At 72.7% G+C, this 25,030-nt stretch carries 23 protein-coding genes and 1 pseudogene; 16 read left to right on the top strand and 8 right to left on the bottom strand.

The features are described from left to right. Positions 1–159 precede the first annotated feature (159 nt). Positions 160–1,011 carry a CAP domain-containing protein gene (locus MTF69_RS09385; RefSeq protein WP_243332471.1) on the top strand — a complete coding sequence of 284 codons (852 nt, stop codon included), beginning with the start codon at positions 160–162 and terminating at the stop codon, positions 1,009–1,011. A 219-nt stretch (positions 1,012–1,230) separates the two neighbouring features. On the opposite strand, the gene MTF69_RS09380 is transcribed toward MTF69_RS09385, so the two are convergent. After that, positions 1,231–1,419, bottom strand: a complete 189-nt coding sequence (locus tag MTF69_RS09380; RefSeq protein ID WP_243332469.1) for a hypothetical protein — start codon at positions 1,417–1,419, stop codon at positions 1,231–1,233. Positions 1,420–1,480: 61 nt separating this feature from the next. On the opposite strand from MTF69_RS09380, the gene MTF69_RS09375 reads away from it, so the two are divergent. From MTF69_RS09375 to MTF69_RS09345, 7 genes are all read left to right on the top strand, one after another. Continuing rightward, complete coding sequence (locus MTF69_RS09375; RefSeq protein ID WP_243332467.1) at positions 1,481–1,777, top strand: hypothetical protein; 297 nt, start codon at positions 1,481–1,483, stop codon at positions 1,775–1,777. Positions 1,778–2,092: 315 nt separating this feature from the next. Further along, positions 2,093–2,887, top strand: a complete 795-nt coding sequence (locus tag MTF69_RS09370) for a thioredoxin family protein (protein WP_243332465.1) — start codon at positions 2,093–2,095, stop codon at positions 2,885–2,887. Continuing rightward, positions 2,884–3,525, top strand: a complete 642-nt coding sequence (locus MTF69_RS09365; RefSeq protein WP_243332463.1) for a TlpA disulfide reductase family protein — start codon at positions 2,884–2,886, stop codon at positions 3,523–3,525. The genes MTF69_RS09370 and MTF69_RS09365 overlap by 4 nt, the downstream gene beginning before the upstream one ends. Before the next feature lie 50 nt (positions 3,526–3,575). Then, the gene (locus MTF69_RS09360) at positions 3,576–4,382 is read left to right on the top strand and encodes a cytochrome c biogenesis CcdA family protein (protein WP_374322586.1); all 807 of its coding nucleotides are present in this window, start codon (positions 3,576–3,578) and stop codon (positions 4,380–4,382) included. Positions 4,383–4,441: 59 nt separating this feature from the next. Further along, a complete protein-coding gene (locus MTF69_RS09355; RefSeq protein ID WP_243332462.1) occupies positions 4,442–5,002 on the top strand; it encodes a hypothetical protein in 561 nt (186 codons plus the stop codon). 27 nt (positions 5,003–5,029) lie between these two features. Next, a complete protein-coding gene (locus tag MTF69_RS09350) occupies positions 5,030–5,761 on the top strand; it encodes a response regulator transcription factor (protein ID WP_243332459.1) in 732 nt (243 codons plus the stop codon). After that, positions 5,758–7,161: a HAMP domain-containing sensor histidine kinase gene (locus MTF69_RS09345; protein WP_243332456.1), complete on the top strand. Its 1,404-nt coding sequence runs from the start codon at positions 5,758–5,760 to the stop codon at positions 7,159–7,161. The genes MTF69_RS09350 and MTF69_RS09345 overlap by 4 nt, the downstream gene beginning before the upstream one ends. A 40-nt stretch (positions 7,162–7,201) precedes the next feature. Here MTF69_RS09345 and MTF69_RS09340 read toward each other — a convergent pair whose 3' ends face one another. Further along, positions 7,202–7,432 (bottom strand): hypothetical protein, encoded by a 231-nt coding sequence (locus MTF69_RS09340; protein WP_243332455.1) that lies wholly within the window; start codon positions 7,430–7,432, stop codon positions 7,202–7,204. 199 nt (positions 7,433–7,631) lie between these two features. Between MTF69_RS09340 and MTF69_RS09335 the strand changes: the two genes are divergently transcribed. The 5 genes and pseudogenes from MTF69_RS09335 (at position 7,632) to MTF69_RS09315 (ending at position 12,718) form a co-directional block, all read left to right on the top strand. Continuing rightward, positions 7,632–7,994, top strand: coding sequence for an ABC transporter permease (locus MTF69_RS09335; protein WP_374322538.1), 363 nt, complete (start codon positions 7,632–7,634; stop codon positions 7,992–7,994). After that, positions 7,991–8,821: an ABC transporter permease gene (locus tag MTF69_RS09330; RefSeq protein ID WP_243332453.1), complete on the top strand. Its 831-nt coding sequence runs from the start codon at positions 7,991–7,993 to the stop codon at positions 8,819–8,821. Before MTF69_RS09335 ends, MTF69_RS09330 begins: the two co-directional genes overlap by 4 nt. Before the next feature lie 5 nt (positions 8,822–8,826). Further along, positions 8,827–9,912: an ABC transporter ATP-binding protein gene (locus MTF69_RS09325; RefSeq protein ID WP_243332451.1), complete on the top strand. Its 1,086-nt coding sequence runs from the start codon at positions 8,827–8,829 to the stop codon at positions 9,910–9,912. Positions 9,913–9,967: 55 nt separating this feature from the next. Continuing rightward, positions 9,968–11,284 (top strand): NAD(P)/FAD-dependent oxidoreductase, encoded by a 1,317-nt coding sequence (locus MTF69_RS09320; RefSeq protein ID WP_243332448.1) that lies wholly within the window; start codon positions 9,968–9,970, stop codon positions 11,282–11,284. Between the two features lie 25 nt (positions 11,285–11,309). Then, positions 11,310–12,718: pseudogene (locus MTF69_RS09315) on the top strand (aldehyde dehydrogenase family protein). A 37-nt stretch (positions 12,719–12,755) separates the two neighbouring features. Here the strand turns inward: MTF69_RS09315 and MTF69_RS09310 are convergent. The 6 genes from MTF69_RS09310 to MTF69_RS09280 form a co-directional block, all read right to left on the bottom strand. Next, entirely contained in the window at positions 12,756–13,304 is a 549-nt protein-coding gene (locus MTF69_RS09310; RefSeq protein WP_243332446.1) for a helix-turn-helix domain-containing protein, read from the bottom strand. 14 nt (positions 13,305–13,318) lie between these two features. Continuing rightward, entirely contained in the window at positions 13,319–13,621 is a 303-nt protein-coding gene (locus tag MTF69_RS09305; protein WP_243332444.1) for an AraC family transcriptional regulator ligand-binding domain-containing protein, read from the bottom strand. A 368-nt stretch (positions 13,622–13,989) separates the two neighbouring features. Next, the gene (locus MTF69_RS09300) at positions 13,990–16,449 is read right to left on the bottom strand and encodes a SpoIIE family protein phosphatase (protein WP_243332443.1); all 2,460 of its coding nucleotides are present in this window, start codon (positions 16,447–16,449) and stop codon (positions 13,990–13,992) included. A gap of 353 nt (positions 16,450–16,802) precedes the next feature. Further along, complete coding sequence (locus tag MTF69_RS09290) at positions 16,803–17,447, bottom strand: response regulator transcription factor (RefSeq protein WP_243332441.1); 645 nt, start codon at positions 17,445–17,447, stop codon at positions 16,803–16,805. A gap of 1 nt (position 17,448) precedes the next feature. Then, the gene (locus tag MTF69_RS09285; RefSeq protein ID WP_243332439.1) at positions 17,449–18,630 is read right to left on the bottom strand and encodes a sensor histidine kinase; all 1,182 of its coding nucleotides are present in this window, start codon (positions 18,628–18,630) and stop codon (positions 17,449–17,451) included. 5 nt (positions 18,631–18,635) lie between these two features. Beyond that, complete coding sequence (locus tag MTF69_RS09280) at positions 18,636–20,900, bottom strand: MMPL family transporter (protein WP_243332437.1); 2,265 nt, start codon at positions 20,898–20,900, stop codon at positions 18,636–18,638. A gap of 196 nt (positions 20,901–21,096) precedes the next feature. Between MTF69_RS09280 and MTF69_RS09275 the strand changes: the two genes are divergently transcribed. From MTF69_RS09275 to MTF69_RS09265, 3 genes are all read left to right on the top strand, one after another. Continuing rightward, positions 21,097–22,008, top strand: coding sequence for a GNAT family N-acetyltransferase (locus MTF69_RS09275; protein ID WP_243332434.1), 912 nt, complete (start codon positions 21,097–21,099; stop codon positions 22,006–22,008). 137 nt (positions 22,009–22,145) lie between these two features. Next, complete coding sequence (locus MTF69_RS09270; protein ID WP_243332432.1) at positions 22,146–22,916, top strand: hypothetical protein; 771 nt, start codon at positions 22,146–22,148, stop codon at positions 22,914–22,916. 250 nt (positions 22,917–23,166) lie between these two features. Next, positions 23,167–24,996 (top strand): beta-galactosidase, encoded by a 1,830-nt coding sequence (locus MTF69_RS09265; RefSeq protein WP_308401381.1) that lies wholly within the window; start codon positions 23,167–23,169, stop codon positions 24,994–24,996. The last annotated feature ends 34 nt before the right edge of the window (positions 24,997–25,030 follow it).

Genomic DNA, 25,030 nt, shown 5'->3' with positions numbered 1-25,030 from the left:
AGGGCGCGGCCCGGGCGGCTGGGTCCAACTGCGTTCCTGTGCCGAATCTGCGGGCTTCCTTAAGGGACCTTGAAGAACACCTCCGGGGCGCTGTTTCCGCTGGTCGTCGCCTTACGCTCGGGGGCCCGTCCTTCCTTTTCGCCGAGAGGTGCCACAGGCATGAGCCGCAGCCGAACCCCCGGAGCTCCGTCCCGCGTCGAGGCGCGACGGAAGAAGACGGTGCGCACGCGCATCGTGCTGTCCCTCAGCACGGCGGCCGCGGTGGTGGCGGTCGGGGTCGCGGTGGCCGACTCCGACGACGGCGCACGGGTTGCCGGGGCGAAGTCCGGAGCGGCGGGTTCCGGTGGTGAGCAGGCGACGGCAACCCCCTCTGCTGCCTCTCCCGCCGCTCCCACGCTCTCCGCCGCCGCCGCGTCAGCGACGGGTGCGATGCCGTCCGCGACGCCCACCGCCGGCGCCACCGGATCCGCCGCACCCACGAAGTCGGCGGCGGCGAGCCGCCCGGCGCCCGCGGCCCCGGCCCCGGCCGTCAAGCCCAAGCCCCCCACCCGTACGCCCGCCGCGACCAGCGGTGGCGGTTCCGGTGGTTCCGGTGGTTCCGGTGGTTCGGGCGGTTCCTCCGGTGCGTCCGGCGTGGAGTCCGCGGTCCTGTCCTTGGTCAACAAGGAGCGGGCCGCGGCCGGTTGCGGTGCACTGACCGCGAACGCCAAGCTGAGCGCCGCGGCGCGGGGGTACAGCGACACCATGGCCCGCAGCGGCGTCATGTCCCACACCGGGCCCGACGGTTCCACCATGACCAGCCGCGTGGAAGCCGCCGGATACGGCTGGTCCCGCCTGGGCGAGAACATAGCCCGCGGCCAGGCGGACGCGGCCGCGGTCATGCGCGCATGGATGAACAGCCCCGGCCACAAGGCCAACATCCTCAACTGCGGGTTCCGGGAGATCGGCATAGGCTTCCACAAGGGCGACGGCGGCCCCTGGTGGACGCAGAACTTCGGCACGCCGAAGTAGCAACCCCCGCCCCCACCTCCTCCGGGCCCGCCCCCACGGGGCCCGGCACACGTCCTCCTGGCCCGTCAGCGGGCCAGGAGGACGTCGGCGTTCCCGGCCGGATCGGGGTCGGCGGGGGGTTCGGCCGGGGTCCGGCCGGCGGGCCGCGTTCTTACGGGGGAGGCGGTGACGGGCGGGCCGACGGGTCGGTCACTATGGGGCCGTGCCCCGAATTCCGCGCTACTTGCTCATATGGCTGTCCTGCACCGCCGCCAGCGTGACCGCCGTGCTCGCCACGGTCCAGTTCGTGGTCGGTTCGACCAGGCACACGCCTCCCGTCGCGCGGTCCGCCCCCATGGTCGTCGACACGCCGCCGGCCTGGCAGGCGGTGCAGAGCCAGTCCCCGAGCCCGCACGTCCCGAGCGCCACCCCCCGTGTTTCGCCCACCGCGACCGGGCGGCCCTCACCCCCGGCTTCGACGCCCCCTTCCATGAAGGCCCCAACGGGAACGCCTCGGACGACAGCACCCTCACCGCGCGTCGACTGCGAGGAGGGCGGACCGGGCCTGCACACCGTCCCCTCGGAGGGCGGCAAGGTCACCGTGCGCTACGGCAGCCGCGGCGTCTGCCTGATCTCCGCGGTGCCCAGCCGGGGCTACAAGGCCGGCACCTCGCAGACCGCGGACGACACCCTGACCGTCACGTTCACCAGCGCGGACCACCGCTCGGTCATCACGGCGACGATCAACCCGTCGGCGAGGGCCAGCGTGCGCGAGACGTCCTTCTGACCGGTCCGCGCCCCTCGTCCCCCTCGTCCCCCTCGACCCTCTCGTCCCCTTTACGGGTTTCACGCCCTTGTGCACGCTCATCCCCCGAGCTGCAGCGAAGCGGAAGGTGAGCTGTTCCTTAGGGGAACCTCAAGATCACGCTCACCCGGTTCCGGCGGCCCCCCGCGGTCCTATGCTCGCGTCAGCCGAGTGGCCTTCGGCGCCCGGGCAGGACTGCCCCGGCGCATCATCGAGCCGTCGCGCCATCGGCTCCACCGATCCGGAAAGCGTCTCGCGCTTCCCGTACTCCGAACCGTGCCTTGGGGTGTCTTCGCCATGACTTCTCGCATACTCCGACCCGTCCGTGCAGCCCGCCGCACGACGCGCCCGCGCTCCGCCGCGGCCCTGGGCGTGCGGGTGCCCCTGGTGGCGGCGGCCGTGATCGCCGCCGGGCTGACCGCAGCGTGCGGCCCGTCCAGCCAGCCCACCGGCGCCACCGGCGCCGCCGCGCCGGCGACGGCCGGACAGCCGTCGCAGGCCCTCCCGGCCGGGACGGAGTCCGCGTCCGCGTCCGCCGAGGCGTCCCGGTCGGCGTCCGTCACGCCGCCGCCATCGGCATCGGCCTCCGCCTCGGTCAGGGCTCCGGCCGGCGCCTCGCCCACCCCCTCGCGCGCCCAGCCCGCCGAGCCCGCCCCCAAGCCGTCCCGCACCTCCGCCGCACCTGCCCCGGCGGCCCGGATCCCCGGCCCCGGCTACGACAGTTCGGCCGACGCGCGGAAGCTGATCGACGCGGCGCTGCGCGCGGCCAAGGCCGACGGGCGGATGGTGCTGCTCGACTTCGGCGCCAACTGGTGCGGCAACTGCAAGGCCGCCGACAAGGTGTTCGCCCAGCCGCAGACGGCAGCGGTCCTCGGAGCCTCGTACCACCTGGTCAAGGTGGACATCGGTGGCAACAGCTCCGCCAACTCCGCCCTCCTGCGCACGTACAGCCCCTCGGGCGGGACGTACAAGATGCCCGTCCTGGTCGTGGTCTCGCCGTCCGGCACGGTGCGCACCGACACGCACGTCACCGGCAATCCCGCCCTGACCTCGGACGGCATCGGCGCCTTCCTCCGTAAGTGGGCGTCATGAGACGCGCGGTCCCACGCACCACCGCCCTGGTCGGCGCCGGCCTCGCGGTGGCGCTCGCCGGGTGCCTCTACGCCGCTGCGGGCGCCGCCTCCAGCGGCGGCGAGGACGGCGGTGGCGGTGGTGACGGTGGGGAGCCGCCCGGCCCGGGGAGCGCCACGGTCAGGACCATGTCCGCGGCCGCGGTCGTGGACTCCGCCGTCCGGCCGCAGGCGCCCGCGCTGGAGGGCGCAGACCTGGACGGGAAGCCGGTCGGCCTCGCCGAGTTCCGGGGCCAGGTGGTCGTCCTCAACGTCTGGGGATCGTGGTGCGGGCCCTGCCGCGCGGAGGCCGACGACCTCGAGCGGCTCAGCGGGCAGACCCGGGCGCAGGGCGTCCGGTTCCTCGGGATCAACACCCGCGACCGTGACCGCGCGACGGCGCGGTCCTTCGTACGCGCGCACGGCCTGGGCTTCCCCAGCCTCCACGACCCCACCGGCGAGCTCCTGCTCCGCTTTCCGCCCGCGCTCCTCAACCCGCAGACCATCCCCTCGACGCTGGTGATCGACCGCCGCGGCCGGATCGCCGTCAGCATCGGGGGAGCGGTCACCGAGGAGGAACTGAGCCCCCTGCTCACCCGCGTCGCGCAGGAGACGTCATGACGGCGCTCACGGGCATGACGGCGCTCACGGGCATGAAGGCGCTCACCGGCATGACGGCGCTCACCGGCGTGGCCACGGTCGCCGGCTTGGCGGCACTTGCCCCCGCGGACGCGGCCCCCTCCCTCCTCCACGGGACGCCGGCCGTCGCCGCCCCCGTGGCGTTCTTCGCGGGACTCGTCTCCTTCCTCTCACCGTGCGTACTGCCGCTCGTGCCGGGCTACCTCAGCTACGTGACCAGCCTGTCGGTATCCGACCTGGCGGACGCCCGCGGCGGGCAGCGCGGCCGCATGGCGGCCGGCGCGCTGCTGTTCGTCCTGGGCTTCACGGCCGTCCTGGTCTCCGGAGGCGCCCTGTTCGGGTACGCCGGCCGCACCCTGCTGGCCCACCAGGAGGCGGTCACCCGGGTGCTCGGCGTCTTCACCGTGCTGATGGGGCTGTCCTTCATGGGATTCCTGCCGGGTTTCACACAGCGGGAGTTCCGCAGCCACCGGCGGCCCGTGCTCGGTCTGGCGGGCGCGCCGCTGCTGGGGGCGGTGTTCGCGGTCGGCTGGACCCCGTGCATCGGCCCGACGCTGGCTGCCGTACAGGCGCTAGCCTGGAGCGAGGCGAGCGCGGCCCGCGGGGCCCTGCTGATGGCGGCCTACTGCCTCGGGCTCGGCCTGCCCTTCATCCTGGCCGCCCTGGCCTTCCGCCGGGCCCTGGGCGCCTTCGGCCTGGTCAAACGGCACTACCGGTGGGTCCTGCGGACCGGCGGCGGCATGCTCGTCCTCGTCGGCGTCCTGCTGGCCACCGGCGTGTGGAACGACCTCGTGTACCGGCTCCAGTTGTGGAGCGCGGCGTACACCACGGCCGTCTGAGCCGCAGGCCTTCCCCTCCCTCGCCTCCCTCGCCTCCCTCCCCTGACGAAAGCACAGCCATGAACGTGTCCCCGTACGCGCACCACTTCCGCAAGGCCCGCCTCGCGGCCGCCCTGCTCTGCCTGGCCGCGCTCACGGCCTGCGGTGAGCAGCCCGCGACGACCGGCTCCGCGCCCACGACGAGCTTCACCGAGAACGGGGTCACCGTCACGCTCTCGGTCTCGGACTGGCAGCCGCCGCGGGCCACCCTGACCGCGGTGTTCACCCCCGAGGAGAAGGGGTTCCACCTCTACAGCACCGACCTGCCCGCCACCGGAATCGATGGCGTGGGCCGGCCGACGTCGATGGACGTCGCCGGAGTCCTGCGGGCGGACGGGAAGCTGACGGCGGCGGCGGAGGTACGGACGATCAGCGTGCCCGGCGTCGACGCCCCGCTCCCCGTCTACCCGGACGGGCCCGTCACCACCACACTGCCCGTCCGCCTGGACGGCAACGGGGACGCGACCGTCCTGTTCGGGTACGCGAGCTGCAGCTCCGAGGAAGGCTGCACCATTCCGGTCTCCGACCGCCCCGTCCACCTGCGCGTCACCGACGAGGGTCCGGCCTTCGGCGACCGATAGGAACGAGCGTTCACCTAAGGTGTGCCCATGCCGAGCGTCCTGGTCGTCGAAGACGACCCCAGCATCCGCCAGTCACTGATCGAAGTCCTGGCGGAGCACGGGTATGCCGTACGCAGCGCCGGCGACGGGTTCGGCGCCCTGCGCGAGGTCACCCAGTCGCCCGTCGACGCGGTGGTCCTCGACCTGGGGCTGCCCGATCTGGACGGAGGAGACGCCCTGCGCATGATCCGGGGCATCTCCTCCGTTCCCGTCCTGGTGGCCACCGCCCGCGACGACGAAGCGGAAATCATCCGGCTCCTCAACGCGGGCGCCGACGACTACCTGGTCAAACCCTTCTCCGGGGGACAGCTCATCGCACGCCTGTCCGCCGTCCTGCGGCGCACCAGCCACCTGCCGTCCGCCCGTGCCGCGCACGGCGGCCGGGGTCCGATGCCGTCAGCGGCGGCCGAACCGCTGCGCCCCACCACCGTGGGCGAGCTGGCGGTGGACCCCGGGGCGCGCACCGCGCACCTGTCCGGCCGCGAGCTGCGGCTCACCCGCCGCGAGTTCGATCTCCTGGCCTTCCTCGCCCACCACACCGGGCAGGTCGTCTCCAAACGGCGGCTGCTGACCGAGGTCTGGCGCGAGCCGTACGTGGACGACCAGACCGTCGACGTGCACCTGTCGTCGCTGCGCCGCAAGCTCGGCGAACGCGCGGCCGCCCCGCGCTACCTGCTGACCGTCCGCGGCGTCGGCATCAAGCTGGTGGCGCCGCGGTGAGACGCTCCCTGGCCGGAGTGGCGCTCGCCGTCACGTCCATGGTCGCCCTCTCCTTCCTCATACCGCTGGCCGCCCTGGTGATGTCGCTCGTCAAGGAGCAGAGCGTCACCGCCGCCGAGCAGCGGGCCGCCGCCCTGGCCCCCGTACTGACACTGACGACGGATCCGTCCGCGCTGCGGGAATCCGCCGCCAGTCTGGACGCGGCCGAGTACGTGGTCGTCCACCTGCCGGACGAGCCCGCCCTCGGCACGTCCCGGGCCCCCGGGGCGCTGCTCGAACGCGCCCAGCAGGGCCGCGAGTCCATCTCCGAGCGGATTCCCGGCGGCTGGATCTGCCTGCAGCCGGTGGTACTGCCCGGCGACCAGGTCGCCGTCATCGAGAACTTCGTCCCCGAACAGGAGCTGACCCGCGGGGTCACGGCCTCCTGGGCGGTCATGCTCCTCCTCGCCGTCGGACTCGTCGGCGGCTGCGTCCTGGTCGCCGACCGCCTCGGCGCGAAGGTCGTCAGGTCCTCCAAGAGGCTCGCCCACGCCTCCCAGGCCCTGGGCCAAGGCAATCTGGACGCTCGCGTGGACCCCATGGGCCCCAGGGAACTGCGCGAGGCGGGCATCGCCTTCAACACCATGGCCCACCGGATGACCGAGCTGCTCGCCGTCGAACGCGAGCTGGTCGCCGACCTGTCCCACCGGCTGCGCACCCCGCTGACGGCCCTGCACCTGGCAACGGAACGCATGGCCGGCTCACCGGAGTCGGCCAGGGTCGAGGCCGCCGTGTGCGCACTGGAAACGGAACTCCGGGCCATCATCACCGCGGCCCGCACCCCGCTCGCCGTGGGCCCGATGGGGCAGGGCATGCTCGGCCCGGAAGCGGGCACGCCGCACCGGGCCGCGCGCCCGGGACCGGCCGGACCCCGCTGCGAGGCGGCGGACGTCGTGCGCAGCCGGACCGCCTTCTGGTCGGTGCTGGCGGAGCAGCAGAACCGCCCCTGTTCCCTCGACCTCACCCAGGAGCCCGCGGTCGTCGGCCTCCCCGAAGACGACGTCGCCGCCGTGGTGGACGCGCTCATCGGCAACGTCTTCCGGCACACCCCGCCCGGTACCCCCTTCGCCGTGCGCGTCGCCCGCACCGCGCAGGCCGTGGAGCTCGTCGTGGAGGACGCCGGTCCGGGCATCCCCGAACCGGACCAGGCCCTCTCCCGCGGAAGCAGCACCGGCTCCTCGGGGCTCGGCCTCGACATCGCCCGCAGGGCCGGGTCCGTCACCGGCGGCTCGGTGCGCATCGCCCGCGGACCCCGCGGCGGCGCCCGGATCACCGTGGTCTTCGGCCTGGCAGCACCCCTGCCGTCCGGGCGCGGGCCGCGCGCCTCCCGGAGGCGTACGGGATGGCCGCGCGCCCGGTGAAGGCCCGGGGCGGCCCCCGCCCCCGGCGCGGCCCCCGCCGTCAGAGCGCCGGGGCGACTCCCGGGGCGCTCCCCGGCGCGACCTCGGGGAAGACGGGGGCGATCCCGAGGGCCGGCGCGATCGCCCGCCAGATCGTCGACTGGGCCGTGGCGAGGTCGATCCGGGGGTCCTCCAGCATCAGACGGTTGCCGAGGCCGTCGCACAGGGCGAGCACCAGCGTGCCGACCTCGGTGCCTACGCCATCGCCCTGTGCGGCGGCTGCTTCAAGCACCTGCTGATCGCCGCGATCGTGGTCCCGTTCTTCGCCAACTACCTGGTACGGATGTACGGCTGGTCCGTGGTGCTCTCCGACGACGGGCCGCTGCTCAAGGCCCTGCGCGCCACCGGCCTCGCCCGACGGCGACACCAAGATCCTCCAGACCGCCCCGGGGGTCGTCATCGCCGGACTCGTCTACGGCTTCGTCGTCTTCATGATCATCCCGCTCTACGCGGCCATGGAGCGCATGGACACCTCGCTCATCGAGGCCGGACGGGACCTCTACGGCGGCCCCTTGAGGACCTTCCTCTTCGTCACCGTGCCCGCCACCCGCCAGGGCGCGGCAGCCGGCTGCGTCCTCGTCTTCCTGCCCGCCATGGGCGACTTCGTCAGCGCCCAGCTCATGGGAGGCCCCGACCAGATCGTGATCGGCAACCTGATCCAGGACAAGTTCTTCCAGGGCCAGAACTGGCCCCTCGGCTCGGCCCTGACCATCCTGCTGATGGGGGTCCTGCTGCTCGGGATGCTCGGCTACCTCAGGCGCACCCGCAAGGACGAGGCGGAGGCGGTCCGATGACCCCGCGCCGCCGCCGCGGAGCCGACCGCCGGCCCCGGTTCGCCATCGCCGTCACCGCGGTCTTCTTCGCGCTGCTCTACCTCCCCGTCGGCGTCGTCGTCCTGTTCTCCTTCAACGCGCAGAAGTCCCTCACCGTCTTCGACGGGGTGAGCCCGCGCTGGTACGACGCGTTCCTCCGCGACGACGTACTGATCGGCTCGCTCGGCATGAGCCTTCGGGTGTCCCTGGTCGCGATGGCCGTCTCGCTCGTCCTCGGAGTGGCCCTCGCCCTGGGCCTGGTCCGCGGCCGCGGGCGCCTCGGCTCCTTCGCCGGCCTGGTCATGCTCGTACCGCTGATCACCCCGGAGATCGTCACCGGCGTCGCCGCGATGATGCTCTTCAAGGGCCTCGGCATCACCCTGTCCACCACCACCGTGATGCTCGCCGAGATCACCTTCTCCATCTCCTACGTCACGGTCATCCTGCGCTCCCGCATCGCCGCCCTCAACCCGGAGGTCGAGGAGGCGGCGATGGACCTCGGAGCCACCCGCGGACAGGCCCTGCGCCTGGTGACCCTGCCCGCGCTGCTCCCCGGCATCCTCGCGTCCGGGGTACTGATCTTCGCCCTGGTCTTCGACGACTTCGTCCTCGCCTACTTCACCACGGGCGTCGACCCGCAGCCGCTCTCCGTCCGCATCTATTCGGCCATCAGGTTCGGCGTCCAGCCCACCATCAACGCCGTCGGCACCCTGATGCTCGTCGGCTCCATCGCGCTCATCGCGTTCGCACTCGCCATCCCGCGCCTCTTCGGCCGCCGAGGCGGCCTCGACCTGCTCCCGGGGAAGTGACACCGATGCACCACCCGAACCCGCACCCCGCCGTCCGGCTCGACGGGGTCGCCAAGCAGTACCGCACCACGGACACCTACGCCGTCCACGACGTCACCCTCGACATCGCCCCGGGCGAGTTCTTCTCCCTCCTCGGCCCCTCCGGCTGCGGAAAGACCACCCTGCTGCGCATGACCGGGGGCTTCACCGACCCCACGGAGGGCAGCGTCCTGCTCGACGGCGAGGACGTCACGGGCCTGCCGCCCAACAAGCGCAACGTCAACACCGTCTTCCAGAGCTACGCCCTCTTCGACCACCTCTCGCTCGCCGACAACGTGGCCTTCGGCCTCAAGCGCAGTGGCGTACCCCGCGCCGAGATCCGCCGACGGGTCGGCGACATGCTGGACCTCGTCCAGCTCGGGGACCTGGCCGGCCGCAAACCGCCCACGCTCTCCGGCGGCCAGCGCCAGCGCGTCGCCCTCGCCCGCGCCCTGGTCAACCGGTCGCAAGTCCTGCTCCTGGACGAGCCGCTGGCCGCCCTCGACTTGAAACTGCGCCGCCGGATGCAGGTCGAGCTCAAACAGATCCAGCGCGAGGTCGGCATCACCTTCGTCTTCGTCACCCACGACCAGGACGAGGCCCTGACCATGTTGGACCGCCTCGCCGTCATGAACGAGGGCCGCATCGAGCAGTGCGGCACGCCGGAAGACGTGTACGAACGCCCCACGAGCAGCTTCACGGCCTCCTTCATGGGCACATCCAACCTGGTCCCGGGGACCTACCGCTCCGGCCGCGTCCTCCTCGACCAGGGCCCCGCCCTGCCCGTCGGCACCCGCTCCGGCGTCCCCGACGGCAGCCGCGTCAGCCTCTCGATCCGGCCCGAGAAGATCTGGCTCTCCGGCTTCGAACCGGGCATGGCCCAGGTCGGCGGAGTCGTCCGGGAGACCGTCTACTCCGGCCCGACCACCACCTACCTCATCGAACTGGCCCCCGGCGTCACGGTGTCCGTCCTGGAGCAGAACACCGTCCGCTCCCGCATGGAGGACCGCTGGAGCGGCGGCGAACGCGTCGAGATCGGCTGGAACCCCGAACACTGCCTGGTCCTCGACTGACCGATCCTCCCGGCACCCCGCTGCCATCCGGCACCGACCGAAGGAAGCACACCCCATGAACCACGACGTCATCGTGCTCGGCGCCGGACTGGCAGGTCTCGCCGCCGCGCGCGACCTGGCCGCGGGCGGGGCCGACGTCCTCGTCGTCGAGGCCCGCGACCGCGTCGGCGGACGCGTCGAACAGACCACCCTCCCCGACGGCCGGCTGGTCCAGCTCGGCGGGGAGGTGGCGGGCCGGGCCCACACCGCCTACACCACCCTGGCCGCGGAACTGGGCCTCACCCTGGTCCCCAGCTACGTCGCCGAGCCCGGCGCCCTCACCCGCGCCACCCCCGAAGGGGTCTCCGCCACGGACCCGCCCCACTGGTTCGGCCCAGGCGACGACGCCTGCCACGCCAAGGTCACCGCCGCGTTCACGGCGCTCGCCGCGACCGTCGACCCGGCCGACCCCTGGTCCCACCCCGAGGCCGCACCCCTCGACCGGCTGTCCGTCGGCGACTGGCTCCGCGCCCAGGGCGCCACACAGGCCGTCGTACGCCTCTGGGAGATCGGCCAACTCGCCCTCGCCGACGGCTCCTGCGAACGGACCTCCCTGCTCGCGTCCCTCCGCAAACACGCCGCCGTACCCGGCACCGGCCACTACGAGTACGAGGCGTGGGAGGGCCTGCGCGTGGCCGAGGGCTCGGCGACCGTGGCCCTGCGCATGGCCGAGGCCCTCGGCGGCCGGATCCGTACGGGCTCACCCGTCGAGGCGGTCGCGATACGACGGCCCGGCCGCAGCTCCGTACGCCTGGCCGGCGGCGAAACCCTCACCGCCGCCGCCGTGGTCAGCGCCCTCCCGGCCGGCCCGCTCCGCGCGGTCGCCGTCACCGGGGTCTGCGATGAACGCCTCTCCTCCCTGCACCGCCAACGCCACGCCCTCGCCGCCAAGTTCACCGCCGCGTACGCCAGACCCTTCTGGCGCGACCAGGGCCTCAGCCGCCTCTCCGAAAGCGAAGGGGTCCTCGGCAGCACCTGGCCGCAGAGCGAAGGAATCCTCTCCGCCCTCGTCCCGCCCGAACGCTACGGCGTCCTCCTCGGTACGCCCGCCCCGCTGCGCACCGCCGAACTACTGGCCGACGTAGCGCGCCTCTACGGCGACGAGGCGTACCAGCCGCTCGCCACGTTCATCCGCATGTGGGGCACCGACCCGTGGACCCAGGGGTACGTCACCCAGTGGACTCCTGGCGACGTCATGGCCGTCGGCCCCCGGCACGGCACTCACGAACCCCCCTTCTACGTCTGCGGGTCCGACCAGTGGGTGGCCGGCTACATGGAAGGCGCCGTCCGCACCGGACGCGCCGCCGCCGAGGAGGCCCTGCGCCGTGGCTGATGCCCTGCACCACCACATCGGGCCCGTGGACCCCGATATCGGGCTCCTGCACAACCACATCGGGGGAGTGGACCGGCCCGCCGCCTCGGGCGAGACCATGGCCCTCACCGACCCCGCCACCGGCCGCGTGCACCGCCACGCCCCGCGCTCGGGCCCCGCCGACACGGACGCGGCCTGCCTCGCGGCGGCGGCCGCGTACGGACAGTGGTCCCTCACCACGCCGGCAGTCCGCCAGCGCGCCCTCCTCGCCGTCGCCGACGCCATCGAGGCACATGCGGAGGCCTTCACGGCCGCCGAGACCGGGGACACCGGCAAGCCCGCCGAGCAGTTCAGGAACGACGAGCTGCCCGCGATCGCCGACGCCGTCCGCTACTTCGCCGGAGCCGCGCGGAACCTCCCGGGCGCCGCCGCGGCCGAGTACACCGAGGGCCGCACCTCCCTGCTGCGCCGCGAACCGGTCGGCGTCTGCGCCCAGATCACCCCCTGGAACTACCCGCTGATGATGGCCGCATGGAAGATCGCTCCGGCCATCGCCGCCGGAAACACCACCGTGCTCAAGCCCGCCGACACCACCCCGTCCTCGTCCGTGCTCCTGGCCCGGATCGCCGCGGAACACCTGCCGCCGGGCGGGCTCAACGTCGTCTGCGGAGACCGCGACACCGGCCGCGCCCTCACCGCCCATCCGGCGGTCGCCCTGATCGCCGTCACCGGCAGCGTCCGGGCCGGACGGGAGATCGCGGCGGCCGCCGCAGCCGGCCTCAAGCGGGTCCATCTGGAACTCGGCGGCAACGCACCCGTCATCGTCCACGAGGACGCGGACGTGAAGGCCACCGCCGCCGCCCTCGCCGCGGTCGCCTACTACAACGCCGGCCAGGACTGCACCGCGCCCACCCGGCTCCTGGTCCACCGCCGGATCCACGACGCGTTCCTCGCGGCCTTCGCCGCCGAGGCCGCCGGGCTCCGCGCCGGCGCCGACTTCGCCCCCTCAACAACACCGCCCAACTCGCCTCCGTACAGGGACTGCTGGACCGTCTGCCACCCCACGCGCGGATCGTCACCGGAGGCAGTCGGCTCCCGCGCCCCGGCTTCTTCCACGAGCCCACCCTGGTCGCCGGCGTCCGCCAGGACGACGAGATCGTGCAGGAGGAGATCTTCGGACCCGTCGTGACCGTCCAGTCCTTCGCGGACGAGGCCGAGGCCCTGCACCTCGCCAACGGAGTGCGCTTCGGCCTGGCCGCGAGCGTGTGGACCACCGACCACGACCGCGCGATGCGTGCCACCCGCGCCCTGCACACCGGCATCGTCTGGGTGAACACCCAAGGCACCACCGTCTCCGAGATGCCGCACGGCGGAGTCAAACACTCGGGCTACGGCAGCGACCTCTCCCTAGCCGGCCTCCTGGACTACACGCAGGCCAAGCACGTCATGCTGTGAGCGAGGGCGCCGGTTCACCGGGGGGCGGTGACCCTCCTCACCCGCGGCCGGCCGCGTCGCGATCCGCGGACGCGGGCCGGTGCCGGCTGCGGTACGCCCCCGGAGGCATGCCCTTCCACCGGGTGAAGGCACGGACCAGGGCCGTCGCACCGCTCAGGCCGACGAGCGGCGCGATCCGGTCCAGCGGCAGGTCCGTGGTCTCCAGCAGCCGCCCGGCCCGGCCGTGGCGGGCGGTGTCGAGGAGCGCCCGCCACGACGTGCCCTCCGCGTGCAGGGCCCTGCGCAGGGTCCGGACGCTGAGGCTGAGCTCCTTGGCGGGGCCCTCGGGGCCCGCGTCCTCGAGCGCGGCGTGCTCCAGCCACTGCCGTACGCGCCCGGCGACGGTCACGGCCGCGGACAGCTGGTGCAGGAGCCGGTCGGCGTAGGACCGGTGCAGGGCGTTGAGCGCCGGGTCGTAGAGGGGGCGGCGCCGGTCGAGGTCCTCGTCGGCGACCGTGATCGCCGTCTCCGGGGCGTCGAAGGCGACGGGACAGCCGAGGACCTCGGCGTACGGCCGCCCGACGCCGTCGCGGCGGTGCAGGGTCACCGTGCCCGCCTGGCTCACCAGGGGTGGTAGCGCTCGGCCGCCTGCGCGGCGTCCGCGAGGCTGGCGCAGGTGAGGACGAGGTGGCCCAGGATGTGCAGCCCCTCGGGCCTGATGCGGTCGCCCACGAGGAGCCCGGTGTGCGGCCCGGCGCCCACGGCGCCGAGCACTTCGTCCCACAGGGCACGCATCTCGCCGAACTCCAGCCGGTCCGTGGGCAAGGCGGCCCATGAGGCCGACCCGCCGGTGCCCTCCGCCGTGGCGCTCAGGACGGCGAGGGCGTAGCACGCGGTGACGGAGGGCGGCACGATGGCTGACACATCGGTCAGTCAATGCGGGCGCACCGCCCGCGTCAACACCGCCCCCGTGGGAACGGTCCGCGTCAGCACCGCCCCCGCGGGAACCGTCCGCGGGACGACGCCGGGGGCCGGTCCGGAGGGTCAACGGGTTGGCCGCCGAAGTGAATGACGGCGCCGGGGGCTGCTCCTAAGGTCGGCCTTCGGGCACCGAGAGCGGCACGCTCCAGCGCCCCCCGCTCGGGGAGCGTGCCGCTCTCGCTGCCGCGATCACCACCGCTCAGTGCAAGGTGGCCAACCACTCGCTGCTGACCGCCGACCCGGGGTGCGAGGGCCAACAGCCCCTCGGTGCGGTCGGATACGTGTACACCAGGGCGGTGCCGACCGGCCCGTCAGGCGGGGGGCAGGGCCTGTTCGGACCAGACGGTCTTGCCTCCCGCCGTGTAGCGGCTGCCCCAGCGGTGCGAGAGCTGGGCGACGATGTACAGGCCGCGGCCGCCTTCCTCGTGGCTCCTCGCACGCCGCATCCTCGGCTGCGTGTTGCTGGAGTCCGAGACCTCGCACGTCAGGGTGTCCGCCCGGATCAGCCGGAGCCGGACCGGGCCGCCGGCGTGGCGGATGGAGTTGGTGACCAGCTCGCTGACGATCAGCTCTGTGCTGAAGGCGAGCTCGTCGAGGTCCCAGGCGGTCAGCTGGTCCAGGACGAGATGGCGCGCGCCGCCGACGATCGCCGGGTCGGCGTCGAGCAGCCAGGTGGCGACGGAGCCGTCGTCCACCACCCGGGTACGGGCCAGCAGGAGGGTGACGTCGTCCCTCAGCCGTCCCGCCGGCAGCCCTTCCACGATGTCGTGCCGGGCCTGACGCAGCGGCCGGCCGAGCACGTCCGCGTGCAGCAGGCGGTCCGCCAGGTCGCTCATTCCCTGGTCGATGTCCCCCTCTCCGCGTTCGATCAGGCCGTCGGAGTACAGGGCGAGGACGCTCCCGGGAGGCAGATCGCGTTCGACCGGCTCGAAGGGCCAGCCACCGACCCCCAGGGGCGGGCCGGGGCTCAGATCGACGTACTCCACGGTTCCGTCCGGGCTGACCACGGCCGGAGGCGGATGTCCGGCGCTGGCCATGACGCACCTTCGGGTGACCGGGTCGTATACGGCGTACAGGCAGGTGGCACCGGCCGGCCCGCTGGGCAGCAGCGCGCCCGCGTCGCCGTCTTGCGCATCGCCGCTCTCCGCCTCGGCGACGACCTGCAGGACCATGTCATCGACGTGCGCCAGCAGTTCCTCGGGTTCCAGCTCCAGGTCCGCCATCGCGCGTACGGCGCTGCGCAGACGCCCCATCATGGCCGTGGCGTGCAGCCCGTGACCGGCGACGTCCCCGACCACCAGGGCGACACGGGCCGACGACAGGGGGATGACGTCGAACCAGTCGCCGCCCACTCCGCTGTCCGCGTCGGCCGGCAGGTAGAGGCCGGCGGCTTCCAGTGCGGGCGTTTCCGAGGTTTCCGGCGGCAGAAGGCTGCGCTGCAGGCCCACGGCGGTGCGGCGCTCCTTGGTGTACCGCCGCGCGTTGTCCACGGCGACGGCCGCGCGCGCGGCGATCTCCTCCAGCAGTGCCAGGTCGTCCTCGTCCAGCGGGGGAGCGTCCCCCGTGCGCCAGAGCGTGAGCCTCCCGAACCCGACGCCCCGTGCGCACAGCGGCGCCGTCATCGCCGAATGCGCACCCGGGACGGCGGTCGCCCACTCCGGGGCAGCGTCGCTTCCGGGCCCCGGTGACCGGGTCCCGAGGCCGGTGACCAGCTCTCCCCGGCATTCACGCGCCGCGGGCGGGGCCGGGCCGGGGCCGCTCGCCGCGAGAGGAGCGCCGAAGCGGGCCGTACCCGTGCGCAGCACGTCCGCTTCCGCTCCGGCGACGGCCATCCGGATCAGGGGCAGCGCGGGATGCAGCCCGTCGGTGGCCGGCTCACCGCCGGTCAGAACGGTCTCCGCGAGATCCACCGCGGCACAATCGCCGAACGCGGGCGCCAGGATCTTGACCAGGTCCTCGACGGTGCGCAGGACGGACAGCGAACCGCCCAGCGCTCCCGTCGCGCGGTACAGCAGGTCCAGGCGCCCGCGCGACCGCTCGTGGTCGGTGACGTCGGTGAACACCGCCGCCACTCCCATCGGACGTCCGTCGGGTTCCTGCAGCCGGAACGCCTGGATGGTCACGACCCGGCCGCCCCTCGCGTCCTCCAAGGTGCGCGCGGTCGCGTTGAAACCGATCAGGGGGCTCCCGCCGTGCAGCACCTCCCGCAGCCGGTCGTCGATGATCCGCGCGTCCTCGCCCCGCAGGAAGTCGGCGAGGCGCAGGCCGTTCAATTCGGGGGGCACCCCTGTGTACGGCAACAGGTGCGTGTTCGTCCGAAGCAGGCGCAGGTCCGTATCGAAGACGGCCAGCCCCACTCGGCCCTGGAGGAACAGTTCGTGCGTGAAGGCGTGGTCCTGCCGCCATCGGGCGACGAGCTCCAGGGGTGCGCCGAGTACGAGACAGCGGGCCGGGTTCCCCCGCGCGCCGTCGTTCAGCGGAACGACACGGAAGCCGATCTCCAGCTCGCCTCCTGAGCCGTGCCGCAGCGTGGCCCGGCCCTCCCACCCCGCCTGCCCTCCCTCTCTCCCCTGAGCCAGAACCGCTTCCCAGCCGCTCGCGTCCGCCAGCAGTTCCCGTGCCGGCCGGCCGCACACGTCTGCGGACCGGAGCTCCAGGAGGGCCTCGGCCGCCGGCGTCCAGGCGACGACCGTCCCGGCAGCGTCCAGCAGCGCCGCGGCCGTGTTCGTGACAGCGAACGGATAATCCTGGTTGCCCTCAGTGGCGCGCATGCGTGCCCATCTCGTCCGCCGGTCCCGCTGACCCCATGCTGGTCGATGCGCGGAACGAGGGCCAGAGACGTTACGCCATCCGGAACTACCCCGGCCGTGGCTCTGCGGACGCTCGGGCAGGCTTACCGAGTCGACGGCTACTCCGGGGGCTGGTGCCACCCCGGCCACCGACTCAAGTGGGTCACTACGAAGACGCGTTCCGCAAGGTGGACGGAAGCTGGCTGCTCACCACCCGGACCACCTCGCTCATCCCGGCCGACCGTAAGGGCAAGGCCGTTTCACTGGGTCCGCCCCGCCGAGGCCGAGGGCAAGCAGGTCAAGGCGCAGTTCCACCGCGTTCTCGTTGAGGGACGTCAGCGGCGGACCAGTAGTCCTCGCTCCATGGCCACGACCACCGCGTGGGTCCGGTCGCTGACGTCCAGCTTGGCGAAGACCCGTAGCAGGTGGGTTTTGACCGTGGCCTCGGCGATGACCAGCCGCCGGCCGATCTCCACATTGGACAGCCCGTCCGCCACCGCGTTGAGCACGTCCACCTCGCGGGCGGTCAACGGCACGACGGCGGGCCGGCGCATCCGGGCCACCAGCCGCTCCGCGACCCGGGGGGCCAGGACGGTCTCGCCCCGGGACGCGGAGTGGATGGCCTCGACGAGCTGCTCGCGGGTGGTGTCCTTGAGCAGGTAACCGATCGCCCCGGCCTCGACCGCGCGCTCGATCTCCTCGTCGGTGTCGTACGTCGTCAGGATCAGTACCCGGGTAGCGGCCGGGCCGGCGACGATCTCGGCCGTGGCGCTCGCCCCGTCCAGCACGGGCATCCGCAGGTCGATCAGTGCGACGTCCGGCCGCAGGCGCTCGACCAGTTCCACGGCGGCACGGCCGTCCCCGGCTTCGCCGACGATGTCGACGGTCGGTTCCGAGGCCAGCAGGGCAACGACTCCGGCGCGCATGACCGTGTGGTCGTCCACCACCACGACGCGCAAGGACGGTTCTGGGGTCGTCATGTCATGCCTCATCATTCGTGGGGATCAGGGCCAGGATGCGGGTGCCGTCGCCGACAGAGCTGGTGACGGTGAGGTCCCCGCCGAGTTCGGCGAGGCGCTTCCTCATGCCGCCGAGGCCGAACCCGCGGGCGTCCTCGACGGCGAAGCCCTGGCCGTCGTCGGTTATCTCCAGCTCCACCCCGTACGGGCGTTGCGCGAGGACGACGTCCACCGTGGAAGCGGCCGCGTGCTTGCGGACATTGGCCAGGGACTCCTGGGTGCAGCGCAGCAGCGCGATCCGGGTCGGCTGGTCGCATTCGACCTCCGCCAGGTCGGAGATGACGTGGAGCCCGGTGTCCTGCGAGAAGCGGTCCAGGGTGCGGCGCAGGGTCACCGCGACGGATCCCGGTGTGAGGCCGCTCTGCGGGGCGGCCCCGACCAGGACCCGGGCCTCGGCGAAGTTCTCCCGCGCGGTCTGCTCGATGGAGAGCAACTGCTGTGCGCTGCGGGCCGGATCGCTCTCCAGGCCGGAGCGGGCCGCCTCCGCCAGCACGATGATGGAGGCGAACCCCTGGGCCAGGGTGTCGTGAATCTCCCGGGCGAGGCGTTCGCGTTCCTGCGCCGCGCCCTGGACCCGGTGGGCCGCGGCCAGGTCGAGCTGGGCGCTGTCCAACTCCGCTCGCAGTTGGGCCCGTTCGTCGCGGGCCGCGAGGGCCCTCGGGGTGAGCAGCGCGATCAGGACGCTCACCGCGTAGACGGAGAGGGAGGAGATGGTGTTCGTGGTGAGGTTCTCGGCGCCCCAGCCTTGCCGCAGGGTGCCACCGAGGGTGATCGCCGCGGCACCCAGGCCGCTGAGGACGATCGCCGCCCGGAGGTTCTCGACGAAGATGACGAACTGCGGCAGGGCCAGGGTGTAGAGCACTCCGTATCCGTCGCGCAGGTACGAGAGAGCCGCCAGGGTGACGAGCAGCACGATCAGGTGGGCGTAGCCGCCGCGGACGGGATTCCCGGGCAGCCGCCTGACGAAGGCGTAGCTGAAGGCGAGCAGGGCCAGCAGCGCGAGCGACCCGTACTTCACCGCACCAGGGAGATCGGCGAGTGCGGTGAGGAGGAACAGGAGTCCGATGACCGCCCAGGACAGGACGTCCCACCAGTGGAGCATCCACACCCAGAACGGGTCGCCTTGCCGGGGCCGTTGCAGCATGATCGTCAGCCTACGTTCTGCCGCGGGCGGGTGTCGGGCAGGTGGGTTTTCCCGTCGCTCGCAGCCGGCGTGCGACGCGTGCGGCGCAGCGGCCGCCAAGCCCGGTCACCGAGGAGAAGGAGCAGCGCGGGAAGGACCATGAGCCGGACCACCACGGCGTCCAGCAGAACCGCGAGGGCCAGGCAGAAGCCCATCTGCTTCATCTCGGTGAGGTGCAGGGCCACGAAGGCCCCGAACACCGTCACCATCACGATGGCCGCGCTGGTCACCACCTTGGCGGATCGGCTGATCCCGTCGAGCACCGCCTCGCGGGCGGTCATCCCGTTGTCCATCGCTTCCTTGATCCGGCTGACGACGAACACCTGGTAGTCCATGGAGAGTCCGAAGAGGATGACGAAGAGGAACAACGGGACCCTGGAAGCGATCGCACCGAGGGAGTCGAAGCCCAGCAGGCCTTCCGCCCACGTCCCCTGGAAGGTGGCGACGAGAGCGCCGAGGGCGGCCCCCGCCGACAGCAGGTTGAGAAGCACCCCGATCAGGGCGATGACCACCGACCGGAAGGCCCAGAGGGTCATCAGGAAGGTCACCAGCAGCAGGAACCCGAGGACCAGGGGAAGTTTGCCGTTCTCGTGATCCACATAGTCACGGCCGCGGGCCACGTCTCCCGAGACGGACGTCTCGACTCCCGCCAGCGCGCCGGCCGTCGCGGGCAGGTGTTCCTGGCGGAGCCTGGTCAGTGACGCGACACCCTCTTCCGAGGTGGCGGCGAAGGGAACGGCCAGCTCCAGCACGCTGATCCGCCCGTCGGCCGAGGTCAGGATCTTCGGCTCGGCGGTTGCGGTCTGGTGGAAGAGCGGATCGTTCCGGGTACGCCGGGCGAGCTCCGTCAAGGCCTCGCGGACCTCACCGGCGCGTTCAGGGGTGGATCGGGCGCTGACGCGGTGCTGGGTGGTCAGTTCGGGGAAGGCCGCGTTGAGCCGGTCGTAGACCTGCATGGCGGGGATGTCCCGGGAGAAGGTGTCCCGGCCCGGATCGACGAGCTTCAGGCCGAACGCGGGTACGGCCAGGCCGAGCATGACGAGCACGGACACGCACAGGGTGAGCACGGGACGCTTGTGGGCGGGCCTCAGCAGGGCCCCGGACAGCCGTCCGGTCCTCGCGTGGGCCGTAAGGCCGCCACGGCGGCGCGGCCAGGGCAGCCGGACAGGGGCCTGGCCGCCGCGCCGGGCGCGGCGTTCCGCGGTACGGGCCGCCCGGCGCTCGGTGCGGTGCCCGATCTTCACCAGCAGGGCGGGCAGTACGGTCAGCGAGCTCGCGACGGCCACCGCGACGACGAGGATGGTTCCGGTTGCGAGGGAGGAGAAGATGACGTCGGTGGCGAGGTAGAGGCAAGCGGTGGACACGATCACGGCGAGCCCGGAGACCACGATGGCCCGTCCCGCGGTCGCGGCCGCCAGCTCGACCAGGGCTTCGGAGCTCAGCCGCCCCTGGGCGCGGGCCCGCTCCTCGCGCTCCCGCTCCAGGTAGAAGAGGGTGTAGTCCACACCGACGGCGAGGCCGATGAGCAGAATCATGTTGGTGCCGACGCCGGGGTCGGGCAGGACGTGGGAGGCGACCATGGACAGTCCGAGGGCGGCCGCGATCGAGGAGAGCGCGAGCAGCAACGGGACGCCCGCCATCACGACGGAGCCGAACACGAGCAGCAGGGTGACAAGGGTGATGGGCAGCGTGAGCCGCTCCGACAGGGCCAGGTCCTTGCCCCGCTGATCGTTGACCCCCTTGCTGATGGCCGGGGAGCCCGTCTCCTCCACGATCAGGCCGGGATGGGCGGCTGCCACCTGAGCGGTCTGCTCCAGGAGCGGAACGACATTCTTCTTCCCGTCCAGCTCGGGGCCCTTCATGACCACCGCCACCATCAGGGCCGCGCCGTCTCGGGAGCGGAGGGGGGCGGCGACACTGTCGACCCCGGGCAGTCGGCCCATTCGCTCGGTGACGTCCCGAGCGGCCACGTCGGCCGCCGCCGCGTCGAGCGGACCGGACCGGGACCGGATGAGTATCTGTTCGGTGGGCCTGCGCTCCAGCCCTCCTTCGGCGGCGATCGTTTCGGCGCGGCCGGCCTCGCCGACACGGAAGTCCGCGGAGGTGGCCCGATGGGTGCCGACGGCGATGCCGGTGCCCAGGCACAGGACGACGAAGGCGAACCAGCAGGCGATCGCTCGCCCTGCGTGCCGGGCGCTCCACCGGGCGATTCTGACAGGTAGTCGGTTCATGCTTGGATCATGCGCGGCGGGGCGTGGCGGGCATGACGTCTGGCCGACTGAACTTCTTGTCCACCGATCGGTGGACCCACAGCCTGCCGACGCAGCGGCGGGTCCATTGCCGCAGCATGGGGCAATCGCGGGGAACACAACCCGCCATCCGTGCACGGCTTTTCCCGGACAGGAGCCAGGAATGGAATCGGTGCAGGTGAGACCGGCGCGAGAGGAAGACCTCCCGTCGGCGGAGCGAGCCTCGGCGGTGCTGTTCTTCGAGGCGGACCAGAGCAGCAGAAGGGTCGGCGAACCGGAGATCCGTCCCCGTTCGGAAACCGCGTCGAAGCAGTGGATCGAACGGATGCGGTTCTACCTGGAGGCCGATCCCGCGGGCTGCTGGGTCGCGGTCGATGCGGGCGGCGTCGGTGCGGGCGGCATCGACGGGGACGGCGTCGACGGGGGCGGCGTCGTCGGGTTCGCCATGTCGCAGAACCGCGGCCGGGTCTGGTACCTCGCCACCTACGGCGTACTGACCCGGTGTCAGGGCCAGGGCATCGGCCGGCGGCTGATGGATGCCGCGCTGGCGCACGCCGACGGCCGCCCCGGGCTGTTCTCTTCCTCGGTGCACCCCGGGGCGACCCGGCGCTACCGGAAGGCGGGCTTCCTGCTCTACCCGCAGATGCGCATGGTCGGCACCGTCGACCGGTCCGCGCTTCCCGCGATCAGCGGGCTCCGGGAGGGCCGGCCGGAGGACCTCGAATGGATGGACCGGCTGGACGAGGAGATCCGCGGGGCCGGCCACGGCCCCGACCACGCCTACATGCTCGACCGCCTCAGGCTCGTCGTGTCCGAGGACCTGCTCCGGCCGGGCTACGCGTACGTCGACGACGAGGAGAACCGGGCCGTGCTCCTCGCCGCCGCCGAGCCGCGGACCGCGCAGAACCTACTGTGGGAAGCCCTGGCCGCCTCCCGGGGCGACACGCTCGTCAACTGCATCACCACCGCCAACCACTGGGCGGTCGACGTCGGTCTGGCCGCGCGGCTCGACATCGGCCAGGAGGGATACCTCGCGCTCCGGGGCATGGCCGAACCGGCTCCGTATCTGGCCAGCGGCCACTTCCTCTGACGTTCGGCGAATGAGTACCCGTACTCATGGCGTGAGCACGGCGGCGGTACCACGATGGGGCATCCGGATGGATCTCCATCGAGGGGGACTTCTGCCGGAGCGAGGGCTGGGGGTGTCTGGGGTTCGGCCTCGTGCTGATGGTGGCCGTACACGTCGTCGCGGCCCTGCTCGGGTGGGTGGGGCTGCGGGTGGCCGGGGTCCGTCCTGCCTGGGGGGTGGCCGGAGTGGGCGCGCTGCTCGCGGTGCCGGCCGAGGTCCTGTCCTGCCGGGCGGGGGGTTCGGGCCTGTGGGGTTCGCTCGCCGCTCCGCTCCTGCTGGCCGCGGTGTACGCGGCCGCGGCCGCCGTGGTGCTTCCCGCCGTCGTGCTTCCCGGAGTCGGCTCGCTGTGGCGCTGGGGGGCGCTCGCCGGAGTCCTCGTACTGCTGTGGCCGGTGACGGGTGTGCTCGGCGATCAGCAGGTGGCCGAGTACAGGGAGCGGCAACTCGCAGCCTCCCAGGCCCCGTTGATCGCCCCCGAGCTGGACGGCCACCGGCTGTACTTCGCGGAGGTGGACGATTTCAGCGGCACCTTCGGCTACCTGATCCTCCCGTCGTCGGTCCCACCCAGCGCCGACGACCGGGAGCGGCGTGGCATCCGGGTGACCGTCGGACCGCAACTGCCGGGTTTCGCGCCTCCGGACGCGTGTGAGGTCAAGGCCGGCAGCACGCAGAGCGGCACGGGCCGCTGCGAACAAGTGGCCCCCGACACCTGGCGCTCGGAGACGTACGACTCCGTCCGGTACATCGCGCGACGACAGGGCGCCATCGTGGTCCTCACCGGAGGCGGACCCACCGTTTCCGACGGTGACCTGCGGGCGATGGCCCGGTCCCTCGCGGTGCGCAAGACCGGCTTCTTCCTCGACGGGTGAGGATCGCGGCGGGCGCGGCGGGCCCGGCAGGCGCGGCGGGCCAAGCGGTAGTGGGCGGCTGCCGCTCGTCGACCGTCTCCCGCATGCGATCTCCCTTGACCCCCCGGGCTGCTTCGGCCTAGCGTGATCCGTGGCCCGTAGAAAGCGCTTTCTATGCAGGGTGCAGGGCTTTCCTTCTGCCGGAGCCCTGTCGGCCGACGAGTCGAGCACCACCGGAAGTCACCGGAAGTCACCGAAAGAGAGCGCCCACGTGAAGCCACCCCACCCGCCGGTCGCGACACCGATCGCGACGCCGACTGCGACGCCGATCACGACGCTGGCCACGGACGAGACCGGCTTCCTGCGGAACGGCCGCCCGCACCGGATCGTCTCCGCGGCCATCCACTACTTCCGGGTGCACCCGGACCTCTGGGCCGACCGCCTGCTGCGCCTGCGCGCGATGGGCGTGAACACCATCGAGACCTATGTGGCCTGGAACGTCCACGAGCCCAGCCCCGGCTCGTTCGCCTTCGACGGGCCGAACGACGTGGCGGCCTTCATCCGGACCGCCGGCGATCTGGGCCTCGACGTCATCGTCCGGCCGGGCCCCTACATCTGCGCCGAATGGGACTTCGGAGGACTGCCCGGCTGGCTGCTGGCCGACCGCACCATCCGGATCCGCCGCCGCGACCCCGCGTACCTGGCCGCGGTCGACGCGTGGTTCGACACCCTGGCCCCCGTACTGGTCCCCCTGCTCGGCAGCCGGGGCGGGCCCGTGGTGGCGGTGGGCGTCGAGAACGAGTACGGCAGCTTCGGCAACGACACCGGCTATCTGGAACACCTCCGCGACGGCCTGGTCCGACGGGGCATCGACTGCCTGCTGTTCACCACCGACGGCGCCGACCACGGCTTCCAGCTCGGCGGGCGCATCCCCGGCGTCCTGACCACCGGGACCTTCGGCTCGCGCCCCGAGAGCTCGCTCGCGACCCTGCGCACGTACCAGCCGGAAGGGCCGCTGGTCTGCGTGGAGTACTGGCACGGCTGGTTCGACCACTGGGGCGAGCCGCACCACACGCGCGACGCCGAGGACGCCGCCGCCACCCTGGACAGCCTGCTCGCCGCGGGCGCCTCGGTGAACATCTACATGGGGCACGGCGGCACCAACTTCGGCTGGTGGAACGGCGCCAACCACGACGGCTCCTCCTACCAGCCCGACGTGACCAGCTACGACTACGACGCCCCCGTCGGCGAGGCCGGCGAACTCACCCGGAAGTTCCACCTCTTCCGCGAGGTCATCGGCCGCCACACCGGCCCCGTCACCCACGAACCCCCCGCTCTGCCCCCACGCGTGGTTCCCCGGGTGCTCTCCGTGGACGCACGCGTCTCGCTGGCCGACTCCCTGGACGCGCTCTCCAAGCCCGTGCACCACGTCGAGCCGCTGACCATGGAGGAAGCCGGCCAGTCCCTGGGCCTGATCCACTACCGGACCCGCCTACGGGGACCCCTGCCCGAGGCGGCGCTGCGCATCGACGGGCTGGCCGACCGGGCCCAAGTCTTCCTGGACGGACGGGAGATCGGACTGCTGGAGCGGGACGAGCCGCTCGCGGCCCTGACCGTCGCGGTGCCCGACGGGGGAGCGGAGCTGGACATCCTGGTGGAGAACCAGGGACGGATCAACTACGGGCCCCTGCTGGCCGATCGCAAGGGCATCCGCGACGGAGTCAGGCTGGACAACCAGTACCAGTTCGGCTGGGAGACCAGGCCGCTGCCCCTCGACGACCTGTCCGGACTCGAGTTCGGCCACGGCACGCTCCCGGACGGCCCGTCCTTCCACCGGGCCACCGTCGAACTGGACTCCGCGGCCGACGCGTTCATCGCCCTCCCGGGGTGGACCAAGGGCATGGTCTGGCTGAACGGCTTCGCCCTGGGCAGGTTCTGGGAGCGCGGCCCGCAGAAGACGCTGTACGCGCCGGGCCCCCTGTGGCGCGCGGGCGAGAACGTCCTGGTGATCCTCGAACTCCACCGGCCCGGGACCACCGTCGAACTCCGCGACACCCCGGACCTCGGCACGGAGGCGCCCGCGCCCATTCCCGTCTGGTAGGCCGCGTCCCCCGGTGCCGAACGAGCCGTCACCC

This window comes from Streptomyces sp. AP-93 (assembly GCF_022808175.1).
Taxonomy (GTDB): domain Bacteria; phylum Actinomycetota; class Actinomycetes; order Streptomycetales; family Streptomycetaceae; genus Streptomyces.
Note: the sequence above shows the minus strand (reverse complement) of the source record. Positions and strands in the feature narration are given on the sequence as shown.

Excerpts from the sequence above, each read along its gene's own strand:
- MTF69_RS09285 (WP_243332439.1), bottom strand. The coding sequence starts at position 18,630 with ATGCTGCAACGGCCCCGGCAAGGCGACCCGTTCTGGGTGTGGATGCTC.
- MTF69_RS09350 (WP_243332459.1), top strand. The coding sequence starts at position 5,030 with ATGCCGAGCGTCCTGGTCGTCGAAGACGACCCCAGCATCCGCCAGTCA.
- MTF69_RS09290 (WP_243332441.1), bottom strand. The coding sequence starts at position 17,447 with ATGACGACCCCAGAACCGTCCTTGCGCGTCGTGGTGGTGGACGACCAC.
- MTF69_RS09335 (WP_374322538.1), top strand. The coding sequence starts at position 7,632 with ATGATCATCCCGCTCTACGCGGCCATGGAGCGCATGGACACCTCGCTC.
- MTF69_RS09385 (WP_243332471.1), top strand. The coding sequence starts at position 160 with ATGAGCCGCAGCCGAACCCCCGGAGCTCCGTCCCGCGTCGAGGCGCGA.
- MTF69_RS09370 (WP_243332465.1), top strand. The coding sequence starts at position 2,093 with ATGACTTCTCGCATACTCCGACCCGTCCGTGCAGCCCGCCGCACGACG.
- MTF69_RS09360 (WP_374322586.1), top strand. The coding sequence starts at position 3,576 with ATGACGGCGCTCACCGGCGTGGCCACGGTCGCCGGCTTGGCGGCACTT.
- MTF69_RS09300 (WP_243332443.1), bottom strand. The coding sequence starts at position 16,449 with ATGCGCGCCACTGAGGGCAACCAGGATTATCCGTTCGCTGTCACGAAC.
- MTF69_RS09355 (WP_243332462.1), top strand. The coding sequence starts at position 4,442 with ATGAACGTGTCCCCGTACGCGCACCACTTCCGCAAGGCCCGCCTCGCG.
- MTF69_RS09320 (WP_243332448.1), top strand. The coding sequence starts at position 9,968 with ATGAACCACGACGTCATCGTGCTCGGCGCCGGACTGGCAGGTCTCGCC.
- MTF69_RS09375 (WP_243332467.1), top strand. The coding sequence starts at position 1,481 with ATGAAGGCCCCAACGGGAACGCCTCGGACGACAGCACCCTCACCGCGC.
- MTF69_RS09325 (WP_243332451.1), top strand. The coding sequence starts at position 8,827 with ATGCACCACCCGAACCCGCACCCCGCCGTCCGGCTCGACGGGGTCGCC.
- MTF69_RS09330 (WP_243332453.1), top strand. The coding sequence starts at position 7,991 with ATGACCCCGCGCCGCCGCCGCGGAGCCGACCGCCGGCCCCGGTTCGCC.
- MTF69_RS09365 (WP_243332463.1), top strand. The coding sequence starts at position 2,884 with ATGAGACGCGCGGTCCCACGCACCACCGCCCTGGTCGGCGCCGGCCTC.
- MTF69_RS09270 (WP_243332432.1), top strand. The coding sequence starts at position 22,146 with ATGGTGGCCGTACACGTCGTCGCGGCCCTGCTCGGGTGGGTGGGGCTG.
- MTF69_RS09280 (WP_243332437.1), bottom strand. The coding sequence starts at position 20,900 with ATGAACCGACTACCTGTCAGAATCGCCCGGTGGAGCGCCCGGCACGCA.